The sequence below is a fragment of the bacterium genome (assembly GCA_020440705.1).
In the GTDB taxonomy this organism is placed as follows: domain Bacteria; phylum Krumholzibacteriota; class Krumholzibacteriia; order LZORAL124-64-63; family LZORAL124-64-63; genus JAGRNP01.
In genome coordinates this window covers 1-24,583 of the sequence record JAGRNP010000057.1, presented here as the reverse complement: position 1 = coordinate 24,583, position 24,583 = coordinate 1, and the positions used below count along the sequence as shown (strand labels likewise).

Here is a 24,583-nt window from a genome sequence, read left to right as displayed (position 1 = left end):
CGGGCGCCCGGCGCGCCGGTGCAGATGATCCTCGTCTCGGACCTGCAGGATGACGGCGCGGCGGCCGCGGGCTGGGCCCCCGCCGTGCGGCGCCTGCGCGAGACAGGCGAGGTGCACCTCCTGCTGCACCAGGTGGGCGAACCCGCGGCCGGCGGCGCCGTGCTGGCCGTCGACCTGCCGGGGCGCGCAGTCCGGCCGGGCGAGAACGTGACCATCCGGGCCACGGTGCGGCCGGAGTTCAACGAACAGATCTTCGTGCTCGAACTCGACGGCCGTCCGGTGGGCGAGGCGGTCACGGGGGCGGCGGCCGACGGTGCGGTGACCCTCGACTTCCCCCTGACGATCCCGACGACGGGCCGCCATCCCGGCGCGGTGCGCAAGGAGACGGACGCCCTCCCCGCCGACGACTCCCGGGCGTTCGTGCTCGAGGTGCCCGCGGTCCTGGACGTGCTCATCGCCCACGGGGCCGACCAGCCCCGCGACGGGATCGGCGGCCGGGGCGGGCGGCGCTACCTGGCCGAGGCCCTGGCGCCCGGATCCGGCGCCTCGGTCTTCCGCACGCGGATGGTGCCGACGGCCGACCTGACCACCGGCGACATCACCGCCGCCGACGTGGTCGTGCTGGTCGATCCGGATCCCCTCGGCCGGCGCGTGCAGGAAGGCCTGCAGGCCTGGCTCGCCGACGGCGGGCAGGCGGTGTTCATCGTCGGCGACCCCAAGCTCACGGCTTGGCTCGGCGACACCCTGCTGCCCGCCCTGGGCCTGCCCACGGCCGTCGGCTTCGCGGCGGTCGCGGCGCCGGGCGAGCGCTCCCGGGTGCTCGCGCCGGACCATCCGGTGTTTCGCGGCCTCGAGCCCGCGGCCCTGACCACCTTCGGCGAGATCGCCTGGCGCCGCTGGTTCCGTCTCGCCGAAGGGGAGGGGCGCGTGCTGGTGGCCCTGACCGGCGACGACCCGCTGGTGATCGAGCGGGACGTGGGCGCCGGCCGGGCCGTGGTCGTGGCCGCGCACCTGCAGCCCGCCGCGGGCGACCTGCCGGGCAGTCCCATGGCCCTGCCGTTCCTGCAGCGCCTGGTCGCCTGGCTGGCCGGCGGCGGCGCGGCGGCCGCGCATCCCGAGGCCGGCGACGAACTCGTGCTGAGGCCCCACGACCGCCAGGTGCGTGACCTGCTCGAACGCACCGAGGCCCTGCGCGTGGTCGCCGCCGACGGCACGGATCTGGGACCCGCCGCGGTGACGTGGCGCGGGGGCGCGCCCCGTCTCGACGGCGGCGTCGCCGATCGCGCCGGCCTGGTGTTCTTCCGCGCCGGCGGCGACACGGCCGGCGTGGCCGCGGTCGGCACGCCCCCGGCCGAATCGGCCCTGGCGCTCCACACGCCGGACGACTACGGCCGTCTGCTCGCGGCGGCCGGGCTCGCCCCGCGGGCTTCCCTGGGCGCCGACGGTCCGGCCGCCCTGATGGCCGTGCTCGGCGGTCGCGACCTGACCCCGTGGCTGCTGGCGGCGGCGGTGCTGCTGCTGGTGGCGGAACTCGCGCTGGGACGCGGCGCCCGGGCCTGACGACCCGGGCCGCGCGAAGGGGGAACCGGCGGGTGGCGGGGGATCAGCGCACGAGGGTGAGCTTGCGGACGGTCGCCCGGCCGTCCGCTTCCACGATGCGGCAGAGATAGATTCCCGAAGGCACGTCGCGTCCCGCCGCGTCCCGGCCCGACCAGGTCGTCCGGCCGGAGGCGGGGGCCGGCCCGTCGTGCAGGACCGCGATGCGGCGGCCGGCCACGTCGTGCAGGCTGATGCGCAGCTGCCCCGCGCGGGCCCGCGACCAGCTGATGACCGTGCGCGGGTTGCCCGGATTCGGTGCGAGGGCGAAGCGGCTGTCCGATCCCGGCAACGGCGCCGCCGCCGGGGTGTCGAACCAGTCGAGGACGGCCGCCACGAGCGCGTCGCGCGCACCGGCGGTGGCCAGTTCGCCCGGCGCGAAGGCGACGGTCACCGTGCGCCCCGTGCCGTAGAAGCCGCGCACGGCCGCCGGCGTGCCGTCGCCGTGTCGGAGACAGATGTCACCGCCGGCCGCCGCCAGGATGTCCGGTGCGTCGCACGCCGCCGCAAGGCCGCCCCAATACCCGTCGCCCAGGGCGTCGCCCGGCACGCCGACCACGGTGCCGTCGCCGCCGGCGCTGGCCGCCCAGCCCGTTCCCAGCACCAGATCGAACCACGCCACGCCCTGCGCCGACCAGTGGGGGCTCGCCGGATCACAGGCCGCGCTGACGAGGTTCTGGCCCCAGAAGGCGATCCGGCCCCCGTGCTGCACATGGTAGGCGAGGGGCCCGAAGTCCGTGGCCGTGATGCCGGCCCCGTCCGGCGCGGTGCACCAGAGGATCTTGCCGACCAGGGCCATCTCGGCGCTGGCGAGGGGGCCGGGGCGGTGCCGTCGCCAGAGCAGGGCGGTGCGTCCGGCCGCCGCGGCGGCGGCCACGCAGGCGGAGCCGTCGACGTCCGCCGCGTCGGTGACGACGAGGACATCGGCACCCGGCGTGACCACGTTGAAGTCGAGCTCCGCCGCGACGAGCGGGTCGCGCCCGCTGGTCACCGAGATGGAGAAGGGGCAGCCCGTGGCGACGCTGCCCGGAAAGACGTCGACCTCCATCACTGAGTCGGCGCCGGGCGCGAGAGGGACCGAGATCTCCGCGACGTAGGGCGGGTAGCAGAACGCACCCTCGCAGAGGGAGATGGCCCAGGCTGCCGGGCGGGCGTCCACCACCCGCACGGTGAAGGTGTCGGGCAGGGCGCCGGTGTTGCGGATCACGGTGTCGATGGTGTGCAGGGCACCGCTGGGCACGACCGCGCCCGGGTCGGCCGCCGTGAACGTCACGCCGGCGGCCCGGGCGGAGGACGCCGCCACGAGCGCGAGGGCCAGGACGAGGGGGACCGGGAGGGTCCGGCGCGGGCTGGGCGGCAGATGGTTCACGGCGCGTCTTCCTCGCAGCGGTCCGGGTCAGGGGTGGTGTGGTCGCGCATCATGATACCGCAACTCCCCCCGGGCAGGGCAAGACCGGATGTCGCCCACCCCGTCATTGAAGTCGTTGCCGGCAATCGGGTTGATTTGGTACGAAATTGAATATGCAAAATTAACGCATGACTTGGTGTCAAAAATCACAGAAATGCACTTTTTTGAGAATGTTTATTCGAAAAACCCCTCACAACTCCCCGCCGGTCATGTACACTCGGGAGCGAGTGGGAGATCGACACCGCTGAGCACGCATGCGAGCCCTGCCATCGCCCGCCGTTTTCTGCTTTCCACAACTGATCACCGGGAACCGTGACTTCGGGAGGGGACACATGAAGCGATCCAGACTGCTGCACCTCGTCTGGCTGACCGCCTTGCTGACGGCCGGCCTCGCCTCGGCGGCGACGATTCCGTTGACGGGGGACGCCTCGCGTCTCGCAACGACGGGCGACGGGCTCGACCGCCTCGACTTCAAGGTCGAGATCGGGCGCATCGAGACGATCGACGTGAACACCAAGGGAGGCGGCTTCACCCGCCTGGTCATTCCCGGCTTCCACTCCTCGCACATCGAGGGCGAACCCGAACTGCCGATGATGAACCGTCTCGTCGCCGTGCCCTTCGGCGCCAAGGCCCGGCTCGAGGTCGCCAACGTGCGCACCACCCGCGTCAGCCTGGCCGACTACGGCATCGACGCCCGCATCATGCCGGCGCAGCCGAGCCTCTCCAAGAGCGCCGACCCCGCATCGGTGCCCTTCGCCTTCGACAACGCCGCCTATGGCCAGTACGAGGTCCGCCGCGAGCTGGTGAACCTGGTGCCCCAGGGCCGCCTGCGCGCCATGGATCTCGCCCGGCTGGAGATCTCGCCGGTGGCCTACTTCCCGGGCACGGGCGAACTGGAGATCGTCACGAGCATGGACGTCTCCGTGGTGTACGACGGGGCCGACGCCCAGGCGGCCGGTGACCTGATCGCCCGCACCTACAGTCCCTTCTTCGAGCACCTCTACGACGGGGTCGCCGGGGTCGCCGGCTTCCACGACAGCTACCCCGACCGCGTGCGCGACGTCGTGACCATGGTCATCGTCACGCCGCCCGCCTTCGCGGCCCAGCTCCAGGACTTCGTCGCCTGGAAGACCGAGCGCGGCTTCCACACCATCCTCGCCGTGACCGGCACGCCCGACGTGGGCACGACCAGCGCCAGCATCCAGGCCTACCTGCACGGCCTGTACAACAACGCCACGCCCGAGCTGCCCGCGCCGAGCTTCGTGCTCTTCGTGGGCGACGTGGCCGAGATGCCCACCTTCACCCTCGCGGGTGACGCCACCGACCGGCCCTACTGCGCCGTCGACGGCGACCTGGTGCCGGACATGTACTACGGCCGCTTCAGCGCGACCAACCCGAGCCAGCTCCAGGCCCAGCTCGACAAGACCATGGTCTACGACCAGTTCACCATGGCCGACCCGAGCTACCTCGATACGGTGACGCTCATCGCCGGCGTCGACAGCGGCTGGGCGCCGACCCACGGCAACGGCCAGATCAACTACGGGACCGAGCACTACTTCAACCTGTCCCACGGCATCACCAGCAACACCTACCTCTACCCGGCCAGCAGCGGCGCGGTCGAGGCGGAGATCATCCAGACCGTCAACGACGGCGTGGCCCTGATCAACTACACGGCCCACGGCAGCGAGACCGGCTGGTACGACCCGGCCATGGGCCAGTCCGACATCAACGGCATGACCAACGACGGCAAGTACGGCCTGGCCATCGGCAACTGCTGCCTGACGTCGACCTACGACTACGGCGAGTGCTTCGGCGAGACCTTCCTGCGCGCCGCCAACAAGGGCGTTGTCGGCTACATCGGCGGCTCGAACTCGACCTACTGGGACGAGGACTACTGGTGGGGCGTCGGCTTCCATCCCAGCAGCCAGATCGACGGCACGGCCTGGCCCGTGGCTTCGACCGGCATGGGCGCCTACGACGGCATCTTCCACGAGAACGGCGAGTCCGAGGACACGTGGTACGTGACCAACGACGCCTACATCTTCGCCGGCAACCTGGCGGTGATGGAGTCCGGCTCGTCGCGCATCGAGTACTACTGGAACATCTACAACCTGCTCGGCGACCCGAGCCTGTCGACCTACATCGCCCCCGTGGCGAACACGGTCGGGCACCAGGCGACGGTCTTCGTCGGCACGCCCAGCCTCGTCGTGACCGCCGATCCCGGCAGCTACGTCGGCCTCACCCAGGACGGCGTCCTGGTGGGTGCGGGCACCGTCGGCGCCGGCGGCAGCCTCGAGATCGCGTACCTCGACCTGCTGACCCCGGGCGTGCCCCTGAAGATGGTCGTCACGGCCCAGAACCGGATTCCCTACCTGGCCGACCTGAACGTCATCGTGCCGGCCACGGTCACCATCGACCCGCTGGCCATCGACGTGAACACGCCGACGGACATCACCGTGACGGTGATGGACGCCGCGGGCACGACGCCGCAGCCGGGCATCGACGTGTGGGCCGAGGGCCTGTACTACCAGACCGCCCCGGTGGCCACCGACGCCAACGGCGTCGCGGTGATCAGCGTGAATGCGGCCTACGGCCCGACGCTGGACATCGTGGGCCAGGACCCGGCCGAGACCTACCGCCTGTTCACCGAGCAGGTCACGGTCAACGCGGCCACCCTGACCGCCCCCGACCTGACGGTCGCCACGGGCATCGGCCTTTCGGACGCCTTCGCCCTGAACCTGCCGGGCACCCTGACGGCCGGTTCGGCCAAGACGGGCGGCACCCTCGCGGCGATCCTGCCCGACGGCACGCTGCTCGACACCGACGCCACCAGCCTCGAGATCACCCCGGCCGGCCTCGGCCAGGTCACGGGCATCATCGCGATCCCGGGCTACGACCTCTACACCGAGACCTTCGACGTCATCGAGGCCTACGGCACCGTGGCCGGCACCGTCACCACGGGCGGCGCGCCGCTGGCCGGCGTCACCGTCCGGCTGGTCGACCAGTTCGGCGGCACGGAGTTCAGCGTCCAGACGGCGGCCGACGGCACCTACGCCGGCCCGGCCGAGGTGCTGGTGGACGACTATTCCCTCGTCATCGACCACTTCGGCTACCTGCATTCCGAGCAGGCGGTCTTCGTCAACTACGGCGCCAACGTCTTCGACGCCGACCTGGTCGCCGCGCCGAGCGGCGTGCTCAGCGGCACGGTCATCGACGCCGACACCTACGAGCCCCTCGAGGGCACGGTGAAGGTGTACCGCACCGACACGGGCGAGCTCTACACAGAGACGACCTGCGCGCCGGACGGCACCTTCGCCACCTCGGCCCTGCCGTACTTCGCCTACGAGATCCGCGTGCGGGCGTGGCACCACGTGCCGGCCTCGATCGTCATGACGATCAACCAGGCCACGGTGGTGAAGAACTTCGCCCTCGCCGCCACGAGCGGCGACCTCCTGCTCATCGACGACGGCGGCGCGGCGGCCAAGCCGGCCAAGTTCGGCGGCAAGCAGGGCGACGTGCTGCTGGCCGAGGCCTACGTCTCGGACGGCGCCAAGAGCGCCGCGCAGATGGCGGCCGACCTCGAGTCGATCGGCTACTTCGTGACGACGGCCGGCGCCGCCGACGTCGATGTGAACAGCTTCTTCGACTACGACCTGGTCATCCTCAGCTGCGGCGACAACACGACGACGCTGGCGAACACGGCCCTGAAGGCGGCCCTGATCGACTTCGCCCAGGCCGGCGGCCACCTGCTGCTGGAGGGCGGCGAACTGGGCTACGACCAGTACGGCGACACCGAGTTCGCGACCTGGGTGCTGCACTCCAACGACTGGAACCACGACGAGAGCGGCAACGTGACCGTGGCCGACGACACGGCGTGGATGATGAACCACCCCAACAACGCCTGCGTGCCCCTGACCCTGACCTACGCCGGCTACGGCGACAGCGACGCCATGGTGCCGCTGCCGGACGCGGCCATGCCCATGAACTGGTCCACGTACCCGACCGACGCCAGCGTGATCACCTACGATCCGAACCCGGCGCCCGAGGGCGGCCAGATTGTCTACTTCGCCTGGAACTACATGGCCGTCGACCAGGGCCGCTATTCGCTGCTCGAGAACGCGGTCCTGTGGCTGATGACCCCCGAGGTGGGCAACTGCTCGATCAGCGGCCAGGCGCTGCTGGCCGGCGGGGCCGACTACGCCGGCATCACCGTCTCGGCGACTCCCAACGGCGGTTCGGTCACGACCGGCCCGGACGGCACCTACACCCTGTCCGGCCTGTACGCGGGCACCTACACCGTGAAGGCGGAGAAGGCCAACTGGGGCACCCAGATGGTCGAGGTGACGCTGGCCGACGGCGAGCAGCGGACCGGGGTCGACCTGGTCCTGATGCCCATCTCCGAGCTGGAGCTGTGCAGCGCGCCCAACCTGCCGATCACCGACAACGCCGCGTTCAGCGACGTCGTCGACGTGGCGGTCGCGGGCACCGTGTCCGAGGTCGCGGTCTACGTGGACGTGACCCACACCTGGCGCGGCGACCTGATCGCCACGCTGACCTCGCCGACGGGCACCGCGGTGGTGCTGCACAACCGGACCGGCAGCAGCGCCGACGACCTCATCGGCTGGTACCCGGCCGAACTGACGCCGGCCGAGGACCTCGCGGCCTTCTTCGGCGAGGAGATGGAGGGCGAGTGGACCCTGACCATCAGCGACAACGCCGGCGGGGACACGGGGACCTTCAACTCCTGGTGCCTGCACCTGGTCTACGACGAGGGGCCGGTCGCGGCCGTGCTCGAGCCGCTGATGGTCTCGAACACGAGCGGCGGCATGCTGCTCGAGTGGAGCGTCGTGCCCGCCGGCATCGACGGCTTCAACGTGTACCGGCGCGCCGGCGACGGCGTGCGGGTGCGCCTGAACGAGGCGATGATCCCCGTCGGCGACGGCCACCTGCGCTACGTCGACAGCGGCGAGGGCCTGACCGCCGGGACGGTCGTCGTCTACTCCTACGCCCTGGTCCAGGGCGGGGCCGAGATGATGATCGACGAGGTCGAGGCGACGTTCGAGGGCGGGCTGCCCCGGACCTTCGCCGTGCACCCGAACTATCCCAACCCGTTCAACCCCATGACGAACATCCACTTCGACTTGGCGCGCCCCGGGCACGTCCGCGTGGAGATCTTCGATGTCTCCGGACGCCTGGTGAAACGCCTGGTCGACGAGAACCGCCCCGCCGCGGCCCACACCGTGGTCTGGGACGGCACCAACGAGAGCGGCGGCCGGGTCGCCAGCGGCGCGTACTACGTGCGGGTCCGCACCGACCGGGATTTTGCTGTTCAGAAGATGATGCTGGTGAAGTAGAATAGTGTACCGGGCGGCGGTCGACCCTTGCGGGCCGGCCGCCGCCGTCTTCCCGTCCGGACCGCCCGGCGGGGAGGAACCCGCCCACGCTCCGGAAGGCTGGAACATGACAACCCTGCGCATCACGAAGCGGCCCACCCTCGCCGTCCTCCTCCTGCTGGCCCTGGCGGCCTCGGCCGTCGCGGCCCCGGTTCCCCCGCGCGACGCCAAGGGACTGCCCCTGTGGGAGATCGCCACCTGGAACGACGCGCCCGTCCGCATCGAGCTGCCCGACCACGCCGCCCTGGACGAGCTGCTGGCCACCGTGCCCATCGCCTCCTTCAACCGGGAGCAGATCCGGATCGTCTACACCGATCCCAAGCACTTCCACCTGGTCTTCGAACCCCGGGTCACCGACGCCGAGGCGGCGCGGCTCGCCGCGGCCGGCTACGCCGTCACCGTCCTGCCCGACCACGACCGGGCCGGGCGCGAAGCCACCGAGGCCCGCTGGCTCGCCCAGTACGCGGCCGGCGGCAAGGCCGCCAAGGTCGGCGAGAAGGGCACCTACCCGACCCACGCCCAGATCGGCGCCCGCTTCGCCGAGCTGGCGACGCTCTACCCGAATCTCTGCCGCGACTTCACCTGGGGCCAGTCGGTCCAGGGCCGCGACCTGTGGGGCATCACCATCTCGGCCGACGTGCAGAACTCGGCCGCCGAACCCGAGGTGCGCCTCTCCGGCACCATGCACGGCGACGAGGTCGTGCCCATGTACCTGCTGTTCACCCTGGCCCAGGAGCTCGTCGAGAACTACGGCCAGCCCGGCCACGAGGACATCACCGCCCTGCTCGATCACACCGAGATCACGATCCTGCCGTCGTACAACCCGGACGGCACCGCGGCCAACACGCGCTACAACGCCAACGGGGTCGACCTGAACCGCAACTTCGAGCTGCCGGCGGGCACCCATCCGTCGCGCGAGATCGAGACCCAGCAGTTCATGACCTTCTCCCAGAACCACCACTTCGTGATCAGCCAGAACGGCCACGGCGGCGCGCTCGTCGTGAACTACCCCTGGGACTACACCTACGATCTCGCGCCGGACAACGACGCCCTGATCCAGCTCAGCCTCGAGTACTCGACCCAGAACCTGCCCATGTACAACGGCAGCTTCCCGCAGGGCATCACCAACGGCGCCGACTGGTACGTCACCACCGGCTGCCTGCAGGACTGGTCCTACGACCAGACCGACTGCGTCGACGTGACCATCGAGGTCTCCAACACGAAGTGGCCCGCCGAGTCGACCCTCGACGGCTACTGGGCCGACAACCGCCAGAGCCTGCTCGACTTCATCGACGCCAGCCACTACGGGGTCAACGGCGTCGTCACCGGCAGCGACACGGGCCTGCCCCTGGACGCCACGATCACCGTCGTCGGCAACGCCATGCCCGTGCACACCGATCCCGACCACGGCGACTACTACAAGCTGCTCGACACGGGCACCTACGACATCACCTACAGCGCCTACGGCTACATCACGCAGACGGTCACGGGCGTGGCCACGACCTGGGGCACGCCCACGGTGCTGGACGTGGTGCTGCAGCCGGTGGCGCACGGCGACGTGACCGGCGTCGTGACCGATCTCGGCGGCACGGGCCTCGCCGCCCAGGTGCACGTCTACACCGAGCCCCTGAACACCTGGGTGACCGCGGTGAACACCGACGCCGCGGGCGCCTACAGCGTGAACCTGGTCTACGGCGACTACCGCCTCGAGGCCGTGAGCACCGGCTACGTCGGCGCGTCGGCCCAGGTGACGGTGGGCGCCGTGCCGGTGGTCCAGGACTTCCAGCTCGGGCAGGCCGAGGAGGTCGTCCTCTTCAGCGACGACTTCGAGTCGGGCACGGGGAACTGGGCGGGATCCTGGGGCCCGAGCGTTCCCGCCACGGGGCACGCCTCGGCCAACAGCATCAACGACAGCCCCGGCGCCAACTACGCCGACAACGCCAACACGACCTGGGCCATGGCCGCCGGCGCCGACCTGAGCGGGGCCTTCGAGGGCACCTTCAGCTTCTGGGCCCGCTGGGAGATCGAGGCCGTCTGGGACGGTGCCTACTGCGAGGTCTCGGACGACGGCGGCGCCTCCTGGACGCCGCTCGCCACGGCCTACACCCACGCCAGCAGCGGCCAGGGCGGCCAGTCGCCGTCCGGCAAGCCCGTCTTCGACGGCACCCGCGCGAGCTGGGTGCTCAACAGCATCGACCTCGCGCCCTGGCTCGGCGAGACCGATGTCCGCTTCCGCTTCCGCCTCGCCAGCGACACGAGCATCAACTACTCGGGCTTCTTCGTGGACGACGTGGAGCTGAAGGTCATTCGCCAGCAGGTCGCGTCGGGCGGGCCCGACCTGCCGGCGCCGGTGGTGGCGGTCTCGGCCTGGCCGAACCCCTTCAACCCCCGCGCCACGCTGCGCTACGCGGTGCCGCGGGCGGGTGCGGTCGAGCTGGCGGTCTACGACCTGCAGGGCCGGCGGGTCCGCACCCTCGTGGCGGCGAACCGCGCGGCCGGCGAGCACAGCACGACGTGGGACGGCACCGATGCCGCCGGGCGCCGGGTCCCCAGCGGCGTCTACTTCGCGCGTCTGCGGGCCGACGGCGGGCACGAGGCCGTCACGCGGCTCAGCCTGATCAAGTAGCGACCGACCGGCCGGCCCGCGCCGGCGGAAAGGACGACCGATGCGACGAAGCGGATGGCTGCTCGCGGTCGGGCTGGTGCTGGCGTCGGCGGCGGCGGCCGGCGATCCGCCGACCCTCGGCTGGAGCGTGCTCCACGACGGCGGCGCCCAGTTCAACGACGACGGCTGGCTGGTCCGGGTCGCCCCGGACGGCCACCCGGTCGTGGCCGGCGAGTCGACCGAGGCCACCGGCGGCGCCGATCTCTACGTGCGCAAGCTGGACCGGGCCGATGGCACGGCCCTCTGGTCCTATCGCTACGAGGGCTACGACGACAAGGACGTGGCCGTCACGGACATGACCTGGGACTCGGTCGGCCAGCTGCTCGTCGCCGGCTTCATCCGCGGCTGCGTCGGCTGAGGCCAGGGCGACGACATCATCGTCCTGAAACTGGACGGTGAGACCGGGCAGTTGGTCTGGTCCCGACACTACGCGAGCGCCGAAGGACTCGACGAGGCCGTCATGGCCCTGGCCGTCGACGCCGCCGGCAACGCCTACTGCGCCGGCCGCAAGTTCGTCACCGGCGCCGGCAACGAGATGTTCGCCATGCGGCTCGACGCCGCCGACGGGAACGTGGCCTGGACCGCCCTGCGCGGCGGCACCGGGCTGGTCGAAGACGCCGCCTGGGACGTGGTCGTGGGCGCCGACGGCCATCCCGTCATCGCCGGGGTCGTCGAGAACGCGGGCGGGGTCGCCGCCACGGTGGTCCGCAAGCTCGACGCTTCCGACGGCGGCCTGATCTGGGACCGGGAACTCCCCGACGCGGTGGCCGACATCGCCTCGGCCGCTCACTGGCTGGCCAACCTCGCCGGCGGCGACGTCGCGGTCTGCGCGCGGGTCTTCGGCGCCAACGGCTACGACACGGCCCTGCACCGCCTCGCCGGCGCGACCGGGACACCGACCTGGTCCGTCCGCTACGACGGCGCCACCCACGGCGGTGACGATCCGCGCGGCCTGGCCCTCGACGCGGCGGGCGACCTGCTCGTCTGCGGTGTCCAGGACGTGTGGTGGAACTACGACTACATGCTCCTGAAGTTCGCGGCGGCCGACGGCGCCCTGGTCTGGGAGGGCGAGCGCTACGACGGCCCGCCGGGCTGGTACGACGTGGGAACCTGCCTCGGCGTCGCCGCCGACGGCACCATCGTGGTCGCCGGCCTGAGCGACGGCTCGGGCACCGACTGGGACGTGGCGACCGTGGGCTTCGCCCCCGACACGGGCCTGCAGACCTGGTCCCACCGCTACGACGGCCCGTCTTCCGCGTCCGACCAGGCGCGAGACGTCGTCGTGGCCGCCGACGGCACCGTCTTCGTGACCGGGTACGCCTACGCCGGCGCGACGGGCAAGGACCTGCTGGCCATGCGGCTCGATCCGGCCTCCGTGAGCGCCGTGCCCGATCGCGTCCCCGGGGCGGCGGCCCTGCGGGCCTGGCCGAATCCATTCAACCCCCGCGTGGAACTGGCCTACGAGCTGGCCGCCGCCGGCCCGACCCGGCTCGCGGTCTACGATCTGCGGGGCGCCCGCATCGCGCTCCTGCAGGACGGTCCGCTGGCCGCCGGCCCCCACCGCTGGGCGTGGAACGGCCGTGACGAGGCGGGAAACCGCGTCGCGGCAGGGGTTTATCTCATCCGTCTGGCGGGCCCGGACGGCCCCGCCCTGCGGCGGGTGACGCTCCTGCCCTGAACCCACGCGGCCCCCGGGTCCATCCCGCTGCGGCGGGGGTGCTCCCGGGGGCCACCTTGTCTTTGAAAAACCACTATTATGATCCTACCTTTCGCGTGTCCCTTCCCGGCAACGGCCCCCGGACCCGTGGAGAACGGCCATGTGGAACTACTCCGAAAAGGTCTTCGACCACTTCATGAATCCCCGCAACGTCGGTGAGGTCGATCACGCCGACGGCATCGGCGAGGTGGGCTCGATGGCCTGCGGCGACGCCCTGCGGCTCAGCTTCCGCCTGGACGCCGACGGCCGCATCGCCGAGGCCCGCTTCCAGACCTTCGGCTGCGGCAGTGCCATCGCCAGCAGCAGCGTGCTGACGGAGATGGTGCGGGGCAAGACCCTCGAGGAGGCCGCCCGCATCACCAACGAGGACATCGCCGCCGAGCTCGACGGCCTGCCCCGCGAGAAGATGCACTGCTCGGTCATGGGGCGGGAAGCCCTCGAGGCCGCCATGGTCGACTACTTCCGGAAGCAGGGGCGCGACGTGCCCTGCGGCCTCCTGCAGCAGTCGACGCTCCTGTGCCACTGCTTCCAGGTCACGAAGGAGACCGTCCGCGACGCGATCCTCACCCACCGGCTGGCGGAAATCGAGGATGTGACGAACTTCACGAAGGCGGGCGGCGGCTGCACCGATTGCCACCACGACCTGGGCGACCTGCTGCGCGACTGCTGGGAGAAGCTCGCGGCGGCCGACGCCGCGGCGACCGCGCCGCCGGCGCCTGCCGGCGGCCTGGTCGAGCTGGCGCCCCTGGCGCCGCGACCGGAGGTGGCCCACGCGCCCGCCGACGCCGGCGTGGTCGCCCGGATCCGCGCGGTGCTCGACGACGAGGTCGTTCCGGCCCTCGGCGCCGACGGCGGCGGCATCGAACTCGTGCGCTACGAGCACGGCCGGGTCTACGTGCGGCTGACCGGGGCCTGCGCCGCCTGCCGCAAGTCCGACGCGACCATCAAGGGAATCGTGGAGGAGAAGCTGCGCGAGTTCGTCGCCGATTCGCTGCAGGTCGTCGAGGTGAACCACTGATGAGCACGTCGTTCAGCATGACCGAAGGCCTCCCGAGCCCGCCCGAGCGCGGCGTCTACTTCGACAACAACGCCACCACGGCGGTGGCCCCCGAGGTGCTCGCGGCCATGGTGCCGCTGCTGACCGAGCACTACGGCAACCCCAGCAGCATGCACCGCTTCGGCGCCCGTGCGGGCGACGAGCTCGCGCGCGCCCGCGAACGGGTCGCGGCCCTGCTGGGGGCGGCCCAGCCGGCGGAGATCGTGTTCACCGGCGGCGGCTCCGAGGCCGACAACCTGGCCATCGTGGGCACGCTGCGCGCCCATCCGGACAAGCGGCACCTGATCACCACCGAGGTCGAGCATCCGGCCGTCCTGGGTCTGTGTCGCGACCTGGAGAAGCGCGAGGGCTACGAGGTCACCTACCTGAAGGTGGACGGCGCCGGCCACCTCGATCTGGACGAACTCCGCGGCGCCCTGCGCGACGACACCGCCGTCGTCTCGATCATGATGGCGAACAACGAGACCGGCGTGATCTTCGACGTGGCCGCCGCGGGCGCGCTGGTCCGGGAGCGGGGGGCGGTCTTCCACGTGGACGGGGTCCAGGCCGCGGGCAAGCTGCCGCTCGACCTGAAGTCCGCGCCGATCGACCTGTTCAGCCTCTCCGGACACAAGCTGCACGCGGCCAAGGGCGTCGGTGCGCTCTACGTGCGCAAGGGGACCAAGCTGCGTCCCCTCGTGGTGGGCGGTCACCAGGAGCGGGGGCGCCGCGCCGGCACCGAGAACGTGGCCGGCATCGCCGGCCTGGGTGTGGCCTGCGAGCTCGCCGCGGTCCACATCGACGAGGAGAACACGCGGGTGCGCGCCCTGCGGGACCGGCTCGAGCAGGGGCTGCTCGCGGCGATCCCCGACTGCCAGGCCAATGGCGATCCGGTGGGCCGCCTCCCCAACACGACGAACATCAGCTTCCGCTACATCGAGGGCGAGGGCATCCTGCTGCTGCTCGACCGGGTCGGGGTGGCCGCGAGCAGCGGTTCGGCCTGCACCAGCGGCAGCCTCGAGCCCAGCCACGTGTTGCGGGCCATGGGACTTCCGTTCACCTTGACCCACGGCTCGATCCGTTTCAGCCTCTCCCGGTACAACACCGAGGCCGAGGTCGACTACGTGATCGGGGCCCTGCCGCCCATCATCGAGCGGCTGCGCATGATCACGCCCTTCAACGAGAACCGCGCCACCTTCTGACCGGGTTGCGCAGCCGGGCCCCGCGGCGACGATCCGCGCGGCCCCGTCACGACAAGGCCCATGGACGACCACGCCGCCGCGGGCGGCACCGGCGCTCCCGACCGGGGACGCGGGCTGCTGCACGCCACCTTCGCCGACCACGTCGCGGGCGAGGGCCTCTTCGAGGCCGTCGCGAGGGTGGAGTCCGCCCTCAAGCCGGGCCCGGACGGCCCGGTGCTCCTGTCCGGCCTGTACGGCGGCGCCGGCGCCCTGCTCCTGGCGGGATGGTTCCACGCGGCGGGCCGCACCGGACTCGTCGTCACCCCCGACCGGCAGTCGGCCGACCAGCTCGCCGACGACCTCGAGGCGTGGCTCGGCCCGGACAACGTCGTGCATCTGCCCCAGCAGGAAGTCCTCGCCTTCGACCACAACAGCCCCGAGCCGGCCATGGTGGGCGACTTCATGGACGGCCTGCAGCGCCTCGTGGCCGGAGGCCGTCAGATCGTCGTCACATCGATCAGCGGCCTGCGGCAGCGCATCATCGCCCCGGGCACCCTCGAACGGGCGGCGCTGCGCCTGAAGGTCGACCAGCGGGTCGACGTCGACGCTTTCTGCCTCGAGCTCGCCCGGCGCGGCTATCGCCCGGCGGGCATGGTGGCCAAGGTGGGCGACTTCGCCCGCCGCGGCGGCCTGCTCGACGTCTTCACTCCGGGCGCCGAACCCCTGCGCATCGAGTTCTTCGACGACGAGATCGTTTCCCTGCGCCGCTTCGATGTGGAGACCCAGCGCACCACCACCAGGGGCGACGAGGCGCTCGTGCTGCCGGTCAGCCACCTGCTCCTCGACGACGACGCGGTCCTGGCGGTGCTGGGCCGGACGGAGGAGGCCCTCGCTGCGGCGGGTGCCGACGCCGATCCCGACTTCATCCACGACCTCGAGGCCCGCCTCGACGACCGCCTCGCCGACGACGGCCTCGAGACCTACCTGCCCTGGACCGGTCCGGTGGCGACGGTCGCCGACTACCTGCCCGCGGGCGGCGCCGTGTTCTGGTGGGATCCGGTCCGCCTGTCCGAGCAGTCCGAGCTGCTCGATGGCGAGATCCCCCGCCTGCGCGCCGGCCGCCTCGAACGCGAACCGGCCCTGCCGGAAGTGGCCGAGCTCGTGGCCCCGGCGGCGGAGCTCGCCCTGCCGCGGCTGCAGCACCTGTGGGTGACCGGCGGCTGGATCGCCGGCGACGAGAACGCCCGCTGGCTCGACCGCGATCCGGTCGCCCAGTTGGCCTTCGCGACGACGGGCCAGCAGCTCCGGGGCGGCGACGTGGCGCGCCTGCGCGAGGACCTGCGCACCCGCGAGGCCGCGGGCCAGACCGTGCTGCTCACCTGCGACAACCGCGGCCAGGCCGACCGGCTGGCCGAGCTGCTGGACGACGTCGACGACCGCCCACCCGCCACCCGGCCGCGGGTCGGGAGCCTCAGCGCCGGCTTCACCTGGCCCGACGCCCGCGTGGCCCTGCTCACCGACCACGAGTTCTTCGAGCGCTACCGCCGGCCCACCCGGGTGCGCCACCGCAGCAGCGGCCTGGTCAAGGAGCGGGCGTCGCTGGTGCCGGGCGAGTTCGTCGTGCACCTCGAATACGGCATCGGGCGCTATCGGGGCCTGAAGGTGATCACCGTCGAAGGCGTGGAGCGCGAGTGTCTCCAGGTGGAATACGCCGACGAGGGCCTCGTCTACGTGCCGGTCGAGAACATCGACCAGGTCGAGCGCTACAGCTCCGACCAGGGGGCCAACCCGCCGCTCGCGCGCCTCGGCTCGGGCAGCTGGCTGAAGGTCAAGGGCAAGGCGCGCAAGGCGATCCGGGCCATGGCGGCCGAGCTGATCGAGCTCTATGCGGCCCGCGCGGCCCGGCCGGGCTTCGCCTTCCCGCCCGACGCGCCGCTGCAGCGGGCCCTCGAGGAGTCGTTCCTCTACGACGAGACACCCGACCAGCTCACGGCCATCGCCGACACCAAGCGCGACATGGAGGACACCCAGCCCATGGACCGCCTCGTCTGCGGCGACGTGGGCTTCGGCAAGACCGAAGTGGCCATCCGGGCGGCCTTCAAGGCGGTCCTGGCCGGCAAGCAGGTCGCCGTGCTCTGCCCGACCACCCTGCTCGCCCAGCAGCACGGCGAGACCTTCGGCGAGCGCTTCCGCGAGTTCCCGGTCAAGGTCGAGACCCTCAGCCGCTTCCGGTCGCCCGCCGAGCAGAAGGAGATCCTCGCCCGCGCGGCCACGGGCAAGGTGGACGTGCTCATCGGCACCCACCGCCTCCTCTCGCGCGACGTGAAGCTGAAGGACCTCGGCCTCCTGATCGTCGACGAGGAGCAGCGCTTCGGCGTCAAGCACAAGGAGCGCCTGAAGGAACTGCGCCGGCTGGTCGACGTCATGACCCTCAGCGCCACGCCCATTCCGCGCACCCTCTACCTGGCCCTCGCCGGCGCCCGCGACATGAGCCTGATCAACACGCCGCCGCGCGACCGCCTGCCCATCCACACCGAACTGTGCGCCTTCAGCAAGCAGACCCTGGTCGAGGCGATCCTGCGCGAGCTGCACCGGGGCGGCCAGGTCTTCTTCGTGCACAACCGGGTGCAGACCATCGAGGGCACCGCCCAGCTCATCCGCGAGCTCCTGCCGAACGTGCGCGTCGCCTGGGCCCACGGCCAGATGAAGGAGGAGAAGCTCGAGCACATCATGACCGACTTCCTCGACCAGAAGTTCGATGTGCTCGTCGCCACCGCCATCATCGAGTCGGGCCTGGACATGCCGCGGGTGAACACGATCATCATCGACCGCGCCGACCGCTTCGGGCTGGCCCAGCTCTACCAGCTGCGCGGACGGGTCGGTCGCGGCAACCAGCGCGCCTTCGCCTACCTGATGACCCCGCCCGGCGAACGGCTCACCGCCGACGCCCGCCGGCGCCTGGCGGCCCTCGAGGAGTTCCAGGCCCTGGGCTCGGGCTACCACATCGCCATGCGCGACCTCGAGATCCGCGGCGCCGGCAACCTGCTCGGCGAGGAGCAGCACGGCCACATGGAGGCCATCGGCTTCGACCTCTACTGCCGCCTGCTCGAGGAAACGGTCGCGGAACTCCAGGGCGGCGGCGGCGTTGCACCGCTCGACGTGAAGGTCGAGCTGCGCGTCTCGGCCTACCTGCCCGACGACTACGTCGGGGACGCCCAGCAGAAGATGGACCTCTACCGCCGCGTCGCCCGCACCCGCAAGGCGGCCGCCTGCCTGCGCCTGCGGGACGAGTTCCGCGACCGCTACGGGCAGCTGCCGCCCGCGGTGGAGAACCTGCTGAAGATCCAGAGCCTGCGCATCCGGGCCGGCGCCCTGGGCATCGACGAGATCAAGGGCGGCCGGCAGGGCCTCGATTTCTTTTTCGCTGGCGGGCAGGAGCCCCCGGCCCCTATTATTCAGGGCTTGTTGGAAACAGGTCCCAAAGGCCTTCAATTCAAGGCCGTTGAACAATTCATCATGAAAGTGCCTGCGGCCAGGGAGGAGCAACTGGTCGTGGCGTCCGTCATGCTCGACCGGCTGGCCGAGCTGTCCGGCAAGGAGTAAGCATGTCCCGCTCGCTGCGTCCCCTGGCGCCCTCTTCCCGCCGTTCCCGGGCCGGTTTCCGGCTCCTCCTCCCGGTCCTGGCCGCCCTGGCCGGACTCGTGCTCCTGGCCGGCTGCGGCGGCGGCGACAAGTCCGGCGCCGAGGCCGATGCGGTGCTGCTGGCCAAGGTGGGCGAGGTCCCCATCACGTCGCAGACCTACCGTCTGCGGCTGGCCCTCACGGCGGCCGAGGACCTGCCCCGGGGCGAGGACGGGCAGCTTCTGGACACGTCGACGCCGGCGGGCCGGCGCGCCTTCCTGGACCACCTCGTCGACAACCAGGTCCTGGCCCAGACGGCCGAGGCCCTCGGCTACGGCGCCGGGCAGGACATCGCCCACGCCCGCAGTTCGCTGACGGCGTACGAGGCGGGCATGGCCCTGTGGCGGGACGAGATCAACGAGCCGGCGGGCTTCATCTCCACCGAGCAGTTCGACGCCTACTACGAGAAGATGGGCTCGACCCGCACGGGCCGGATCCTGGTGACGGACTTCCTGGAGAACGCCCAGGCCGCGCGGACGATGGCCCTCGCGGGCACGCCGTGGGAGGACGTGGTGGCGCGCTACCACACCGGCCAGGAGGATCCCATGGGCCGGTACGTCCTGGAGATCCCCTTCGGGCGCTACAAGGTCGAGGTCGAGGACGCCGTCTACGGCGTCGGCATCGGCGAGGTGACCGAGCCTGTCCAGACGAGCTACGGCTACCTGATCGTCCAGGTGGAATCGGAGAAGGCCGGTCGCCGGCCGCCCGTCGAGAAGGCCCGCGCCAGCATCCTCGACCACATCCGCCGGCGGAACATCCGGCGCCTGCAGGCCAAGATGCGCGAGACGGTGCACAGGAACTACGATTTCGTGATCGAGTCCGCGGCCCTGCAGACGGTGTACGACGGTCTGCCGCGCACCGTGGCCGACCAGCGCAGCCTGACCGGCGAGCAGCTGCCGCCGCTGAACGTCTCGACCGTCGCCATGGAATCGCCCTTCTACCACTACAAGACCCCCGAGGGCATCGAGCGGGTCTACACCGTCGGCGACTTCAAGGTGAAGTTCGACCGCATGACCGGATCCCAGCGCCCGACGCGGGAGGGGCTCATCGCGGGTCTGCGTGCCATGGTCGCCGCCGAGGTGGAGAAGGCCCTCTTCACCTTCGAGGCCGACCAGCGCGGCTATCCGCAGGACCCCGGCGTGCAGATCCGGGTCGAGGCGAAGATCGAGGAGATGCTCATCAAGAAATTGAAGGACGAGGCCCTCGACATCGATCGCCGGGTCACGGCGGCCCAGCTCGATTCGTTCTGGACCCTGCACAGCGCCGAATTCGAACTGCCCGAGACGCGCAACGGCCGCCTCGTGGTCTGCCTGGTCGAGGAATTCGCCAACGAGGCCCGGGAGGCGGCGCTCAAGGGTGTCGACTGGGACCAGATCGTCGCGCGCTACGACAGCGATGCGGTCAACCGCGAGCGCCAGGGGCGCCTGCTCGGCGTGCGGGCCGATGGCGAGGGAGCCCTCCGCGACCTCCTCTTCGCCATGGAGCCCGGCCAGGTCAGCGAGGTCTTCGAGCTGGACGAAGGCCGCTTCGCCGTGGCCCGCCTGGACGAGGTCCGGCCGCCTTCCGCGCCGGACAAGGTCGCGTCGGCCGAGGCGGCGGGCGTGCGGATCCGGCGCGACCGGGAGCGGACCCAGCTCGACCGGCTCATGGCGGGCTGGCGCCGGGACATCGTGATCGAACTGCACGAGGAGAACCTCGCCGATCTGCCGTCCTGGGACGAGATCCACGAGACGCCGGTGCCGGACAACGTGGTGCCCCGCTACATTCCGCGCCCCTGACGCGGCGCGACCCGATGCACACGACGGCGCGGGCCCGAGCCCGCGCCGTCGCCGTTTCCGGACGACGGGAACTTCGCCGAGCGACCCGGGTTGGCAGGCCCGCGCAGGGGTTTTTGCTGGCGAATCCGCCCTTGCGGGCCCTATAATTCCGCCTCGGCCACCCCTTGCGGTGGCTGGACGGCAGCCGGCGAGGCCGGCTGCGTGTTTGCGTCCGGGAGCGCCCCCCGGCACCACGACCCGAGACCCCGAGGAGTACCGATGCGCCGCGCCCTGAACCGCCCGAACCCGACGCCCGCGCGCCCGACGGCGTCGCTGCGGATCCTCACCCTCATCCTGGCGGCGACCGCGGTCCTGGCGACCGGTTGCGGATCGGGCGGCGAGTCCGGCTCCGGCGACACGTCCGCGATCCTGGCCCGCGTGGGCGACACGGCCATCCGCGCCGACTACTACGAGGACCGCCTGGCCAGGCTCGAGCGCGACGAACTGCCGCGGGGAGAGAACGGCGAGGTGCTCGACATGGCCGGCCTCGAGGGCAAGGAGAAGTTCCTGGGCTCGCTCATCACCAAGGAAGTCATGTATCAGGTGGCCCAGCAGAAGTTCGCCTCCGATCCGCAGATCGTCGGGGCGCGCGAGAGCCTTAGCGGATACGAGGGCGAGCAGGTCATGTGGGCGCACGAGCTGAAGGCCGACGTGCCCGACCCGTCCGAGGAGACGCTCCGCGCGCACTATGCCAAGATGAAGCACGCGCGGACCTGCCAGTACGTCATCACCGACTACGTCGACCAGGCGCGGGAGGCCCGCGCGGCGGCCCTCGGCGGCATGGACTGGCTCGAGGTCGCCTCCCGGTTCCATGCCGGCGATCCCGACCCGAACGGCGAGTACGCGCTGAGCGTGCCCTTCGGCCGCTACAGCGAGGAATTCGACGGTGCCATCTTCGCCACGCCGATCGGCGGCGTCTCCGAGCCCATCAAGACCGAGTTCGGCTACTGGGTCGTGAAGGTGCTCGAGGAGAAGGACGTCGAACTGCCGCCCTTCGAGGACCTGCGCGAGCGCATCGTGAACACCTTCCGGGCCCGCGCCAAGGGCCAGGCCCAGGAGGACTTCAAGGCCCGGGCCCAGGAGCATTACGACTACGTGCTCGACGAGGAGGCGCTGGCCATCGTCTTCGCCGGCCTGCCGGTGGGCGAGGAGGTCTTCTATCCGGGCACCCAGGATCCGGTCCGGCGCGAGGATCTGCTGCCCCTGGACGTTCCCGCCGCGGCGGCCGACCGTCTCTTCTACGCCTACGACCAGCCGGGGGAAGGCCGCCACGAGGTCACCGTCGGCCAGTACAAGGCCCGGTTCGACGACATGAGCGTCTTCGCGCGGCCCAAGCGGGCGCAGATGCTGGGTGGCCTGCGCAGCGCCATCAACACTGACGTGAACAAGGACCTGCTGCGGTTCGAGACGGTCCGTCTCGGCTACGACAAGCATCCGGACACCGTGAACGCGGTCCGCAAGAAGCTCGAAGAGCTCCTCGTGAACAAGCTCTACACCTCGGTCATGCCCCAGGGCGAACTCTCCGACGCCCAGCGTGATTCCTTCTGGTCGGAAGTGGGCGGCCAGTACGCCCTGCCCGAGACGCGGGACGGCCGGCTCGTCGTCTGCGCCGACGAGGCTTCGGCGCTCGCGGCCCGGGACGAGGCGCGGGCGGGCACCAGTTGGCGGGAGATCCTGGTGGCCCGCGGCACCGACGCCGAGAACAAGTCCCGCGGCGGCCGCTTCACGGGCATCCGCGCCGACGGCCGCGGCGCCCTGCGCGACGCCCTGTTCGGCATGGAGATCGGGGCGGTCAGCGATCCGTTCCCCACCGAGGACGGCCGCTTCGCCGTGGTGGCCCTGGACGCCGTGCACCCGCCGCGTCAGCCCGAGCTGTCCGAGGTGCGCGACAACGTCGACCAGCGGCTGGGGAACATCCTCGCCGAGCGGGCGTTCCAGGCGGCCCTGGCCGAGTGGCAGACCCAGGTCGCGATCGAGAAGTTCCCCGAGAACCTGGGCCCGCTGAAGTCGTGGGACGAGCTGCACGTCGCGGTGTCGGCCCCGACCCACTAGGAACCGCGAGGAGAGAACGCACGTGATGATTCCTGCGCCGGATCACGGTCCCTCCCGCCGCTGGGCCGCCTTGTTGGTGGCCGCGCTGCTGGCGACGGGCGCCGCACGGGCGGCGGCCCAGGCCGAACCCGAACTCATCGACCGCATCGTCGCCATCGTCGACGAGGAGGCGATCCTGCAGAGCGACCTCGACCGCGAGATCGAGCTGTACCGCCTGGAGAAGGAGTACGCCGGCGAGAAGGTGACCGAGGAGCCGGCCACCGTCCGGCGCGAGATGCTCGAGCGGCTCATCGAGAGCAAGCTGATCATCGCCGCGGCCCGGCAGGCCGACATGCAGGTCGACGACGAGGTCATCCGGCAGAGCGTCGAACAGAAGATCCAGCAGTTCGTCGACCACTTCGGTTCCATGGACGCCCTCGAACGCGAGCTCCAGCGCAGCGGCATGACCCTCGGCGACTACCGCAACCGGATGAGCAGCCAGCTCCGGGACCAGCAGTACCTGCGGCTGGTCGTCGGCAAGTTCATCCGGCCGGATGTCGAGGTGCTCGAGAACGAGGTGCGCCAGTACTACCTCGACAACCTCGACCAGATGCCCTCCGAGCCGGACAGCCTGACCATCGCCGACATCATGATCCCGGTGCAGCCTTCGGTCGAGGTGCGGCAGGCGGTTCAGGCCGAGGTCCGGCGCATCCAGGCGGCCCTCGACTCCGGGCGCTCGTTCGCCGACGTGGCGCGGGAATTCTCGCGCGGCCCGAACGCCAAGCGGGGCGGCATCGTGGGCGTCGTGGCGCCGGGCGATCTCTTCGACGCGAATCTCGATCGCGCCATCTTCGCCCTGCAGGTGGGCGAGGTGAGCGAGCCGGTGGTCTCGAGCCGGGGCGTGCACCTGCTGCGCGTCGACTCGTTGCAGGACGGCAACCGGCGGGCCATCAGCCAGATCTTCCTGCCCATCGAGGTCACCCAGGCCGACGTCGACGCGGCGAAGGCGGCCATCGACGACGCCCGCCGGCGGGTGGTCGGCGGCGAGGCCTTCAGCCTGGTGGCCAACGAGGTCAGCGGCGATCCGGCCAGCGCGCTGAACGGCGGCACCCTCGGCACCTTCCGCCTCGAGGACCTCTCGCCCCAGTTCCAGGAAGCCCTCGGCGGCGTGGAGGTGGGCCAGATCACCGAGCCCGTGCTCACGCCGGCCGGATGGTACGTCTTCAAGCTCCTCGCCCGCACCCAGGGCCACATGTACACCTACGACGAGCTGAAGGACAACCTGCGCCAGGTCGTGGAGAACGAGAAGATCGAGGCGAAGCTGGCCGACTACGTGGCCGAGCTGCGCACCCGGTTCTTCATCGCCGACAAGAGCGGCTAGCGTCCGGCGCCCCGACGCGAGGCACGACCAGGATCCGGCCCCCCGCGGGCCGGATCCTTTTTTGGGGGGCGCGCCGGGAGGCGATCAGCCGCCCCGCAGGCGGGCGGTCTCGGCGGCGAGGAACTCCTCGAGCCACGGGAAGGCGCCGGTCACGGCGCCGGCGTTGGCGGCGAAGGCGGCCATCAGGTCGGTGCGCCGGCTGCGCCAGAGACGCGAGATCCAGGCGCGGAAAGCGGCATCGGCCGCCTCGGGGTCCAGGTCCAGATCGAGCTCCAGGTCGCGCCCGAGGGCCAGCGCGCAGGTGAGCAGACCCAGGCCGAGGGCGGGGGCGCCGGTCGGGCCGTCACCCAGGACCGCGGCCGCTGCCTCGGCCAGGCCGCACTCGAGCAGGGCGCCCGCCACGGCCTCGGTCGCCGTCGGATGATGGGCGACGTGCGCGCGCGCCCACGCCGCGGCCTCCGCGGAATCCCCACGCGCCGCGGTCAGGGAGACCAGGACCAGCAACGCCTCCGCGTCGGCCGGCGCGAGGGCCAGGGCCGCCTCGGCCCGCCTGCGCGCGGCCTCCGCATCGCCGGCGGCGACGGCCAGGCGGCACAGACCCAGCTGCGCCCGCACGTGGTGGTGGGTGGCGCCCGGTCCGTGGGCCGCGAGGCAGGCCGCGTAGGCGGCGGTCGCGG

At 71.5% G+C, this 24,583-nt stretch carries 13 protein-coding genes; 11 read left to right on the top strand and 2 right to left on the bottom strand.

What is annotated here, in order from left to right; all coding sequences use genetic code 11:
* A partial coding sequence (locus tag KDM41_10165; protein ID MCB1183787.1) for a hypothetical protein occupies nt 1-1,560 on the top strand: 1,560 nt, incomplete at its 5' end.
* Nucleotides 1,561-1,603: 43 nt separating this feature from the next.
* Here KDM41_10165 and KDM41_10160 read toward each other — a convergent pair.
* Complete coding sequence (locus KDM41_10160; GenBank protein MCB1183786.1) at nt 1,604-2,965, bottom strand: hypothetical protein; 1,362 nt, start codon at nt 2,963-2,965, stop codon at nt 1,604-1,606.
* Between the two features lie 371 nt (nt 2,966-3,336).
* On the opposite strand from KDM41_10160, the gene KDM41_10155 reads away from it, so the two are divergent.
* The 10 genes from KDM41_10155 (at nt 3,337) to KDM41_10110 (ending at nt 23,906) form a co-directional block, all read left to right on the top strand.
* The gene (locus tag KDM41_10155; GenBank protein MCB1183785.1) at nt 3,337-8,358 is read left to right on the top strand and encodes a carboxypeptidase regulatory-like domain-containing protein; all 5,022 of its coding nucleotides are present in this window, start codon (nt 3,337-3,339) and stop codon (nt 8,356-8,358) included.
* A 106-nt stretch (nt 8,359-8,464) separates the two neighbouring features.
* Complete coding sequence (locus tag KDM41_10150; GenBank protein MCB1183784.1) at nt 8,465-11,023, top strand: immune inhibitor A; 2,559 nt, start codon at nt 8,465-8,467, stop codon at nt 11,021-11,023.
* A 40-nt stretch (nt 11,024-11,063) separates the two neighbouring features.
* The gene (locus KDM41_10145) at nt 11,064-11,420 is read left to right on the top strand and encodes a hypothetical protein (protein MCB1183783.1); all 357 of its coding nucleotides are present in this window, start codon (nt 11,064-11,066) and stop codon (nt 11,418-11,420) included.
* 51 nt (nt 11,421-11,471) lie between these two features.
* Complete coding sequence (locus KDM41_10140; GenBank protein ID MCB1183782.1) at nt 11,472-12,740, top strand: hypothetical protein; 1,269 nt, start codon at nt 11,472-11,474, stop codon at nt 12,738-12,740.
* A gap of 139 nt (nt 12,741-12,879) precedes the next feature.
* Nucleotides 12,880-13,797 (top strand): Fe-S cluster assembly protein NifU, encoded by a 918-nt coding sequence (nifU, locus tag KDM41_10135; protein ID MCB1183781.1) that lies wholly within the window; start codon nt 12,880-12,882, stop codon nt 13,795-13,797.
* Nucleotides 13,798-13,814: 17 nt separating this feature from the next.
* Entirely contained in the window at nt 13,815-15,017 is a 1,203-nt protein-coding gene (gene nifS, locus KDM41_10130; GenBank protein MCB1183780.1) for a cysteine desulfurase NifS, read from the top strand.
* A 60-nt stretch (nt 15,018-15,077) separates the two neighbouring features.
* Nucleotides 15,078-18,599, top strand: a complete 3,522-nt coding sequence (gene mfd, locus KDM41_10125) for a transcription-repair coupling factor (protein ID MCB1183779.1) — start codon at nt 15,078-15,080, stop codon at nt 18,597-18,599.
* Nucleotides 18,600-18,601: 2 nt separating this feature from the next.
* Entirely contained in the window at nt 18,602-20,455 is a 1,854-nt protein-coding gene (locus KDM41_10120) for a peptidyl-prolyl cis-trans isomerase (GenBank protein ID MCB1183778.1), read from the top strand.
* A gap of 258 nt (nt 20,456-20,713) precedes the next feature.
* The gene (locus KDM41_10115; GenBank protein MCB1183777.1) at nt 20,714-22,546 is read left to right on the top strand and encodes a peptidyl-prolyl cis-trans isomerase; all 1,833 of its coding nucleotides are present in this window, start codon (nt 20,714-20,716) and stop codon (nt 22,544-22,546) included.
* 25 nt (nt 22,547-22,571) lie between these two features.
* Nucleotides 22,572-23,906, top strand: a complete 1,335-nt coding sequence (locus tag KDM41_10110) for a peptidylprolyl isomerase (protein ID MCB1183776.1) — start codon at nt 22,572-22,574, stop codon at nt 23,904-23,906.
* 84 nt (nt 23,907-23,990) lie between these two features.
* On the opposite strand, the gene KDM41_10105 is transcribed toward KDM41_10110, so the two are convergent.
* Nucleotides 23,991-24,583, bottom strand: a 593-nt coding sequence (locus tag KDM41_10105) for a hypothetical protein (GenBank protein MCB1183775.1), incomplete at its 5' end; no start/stop codon positions are given.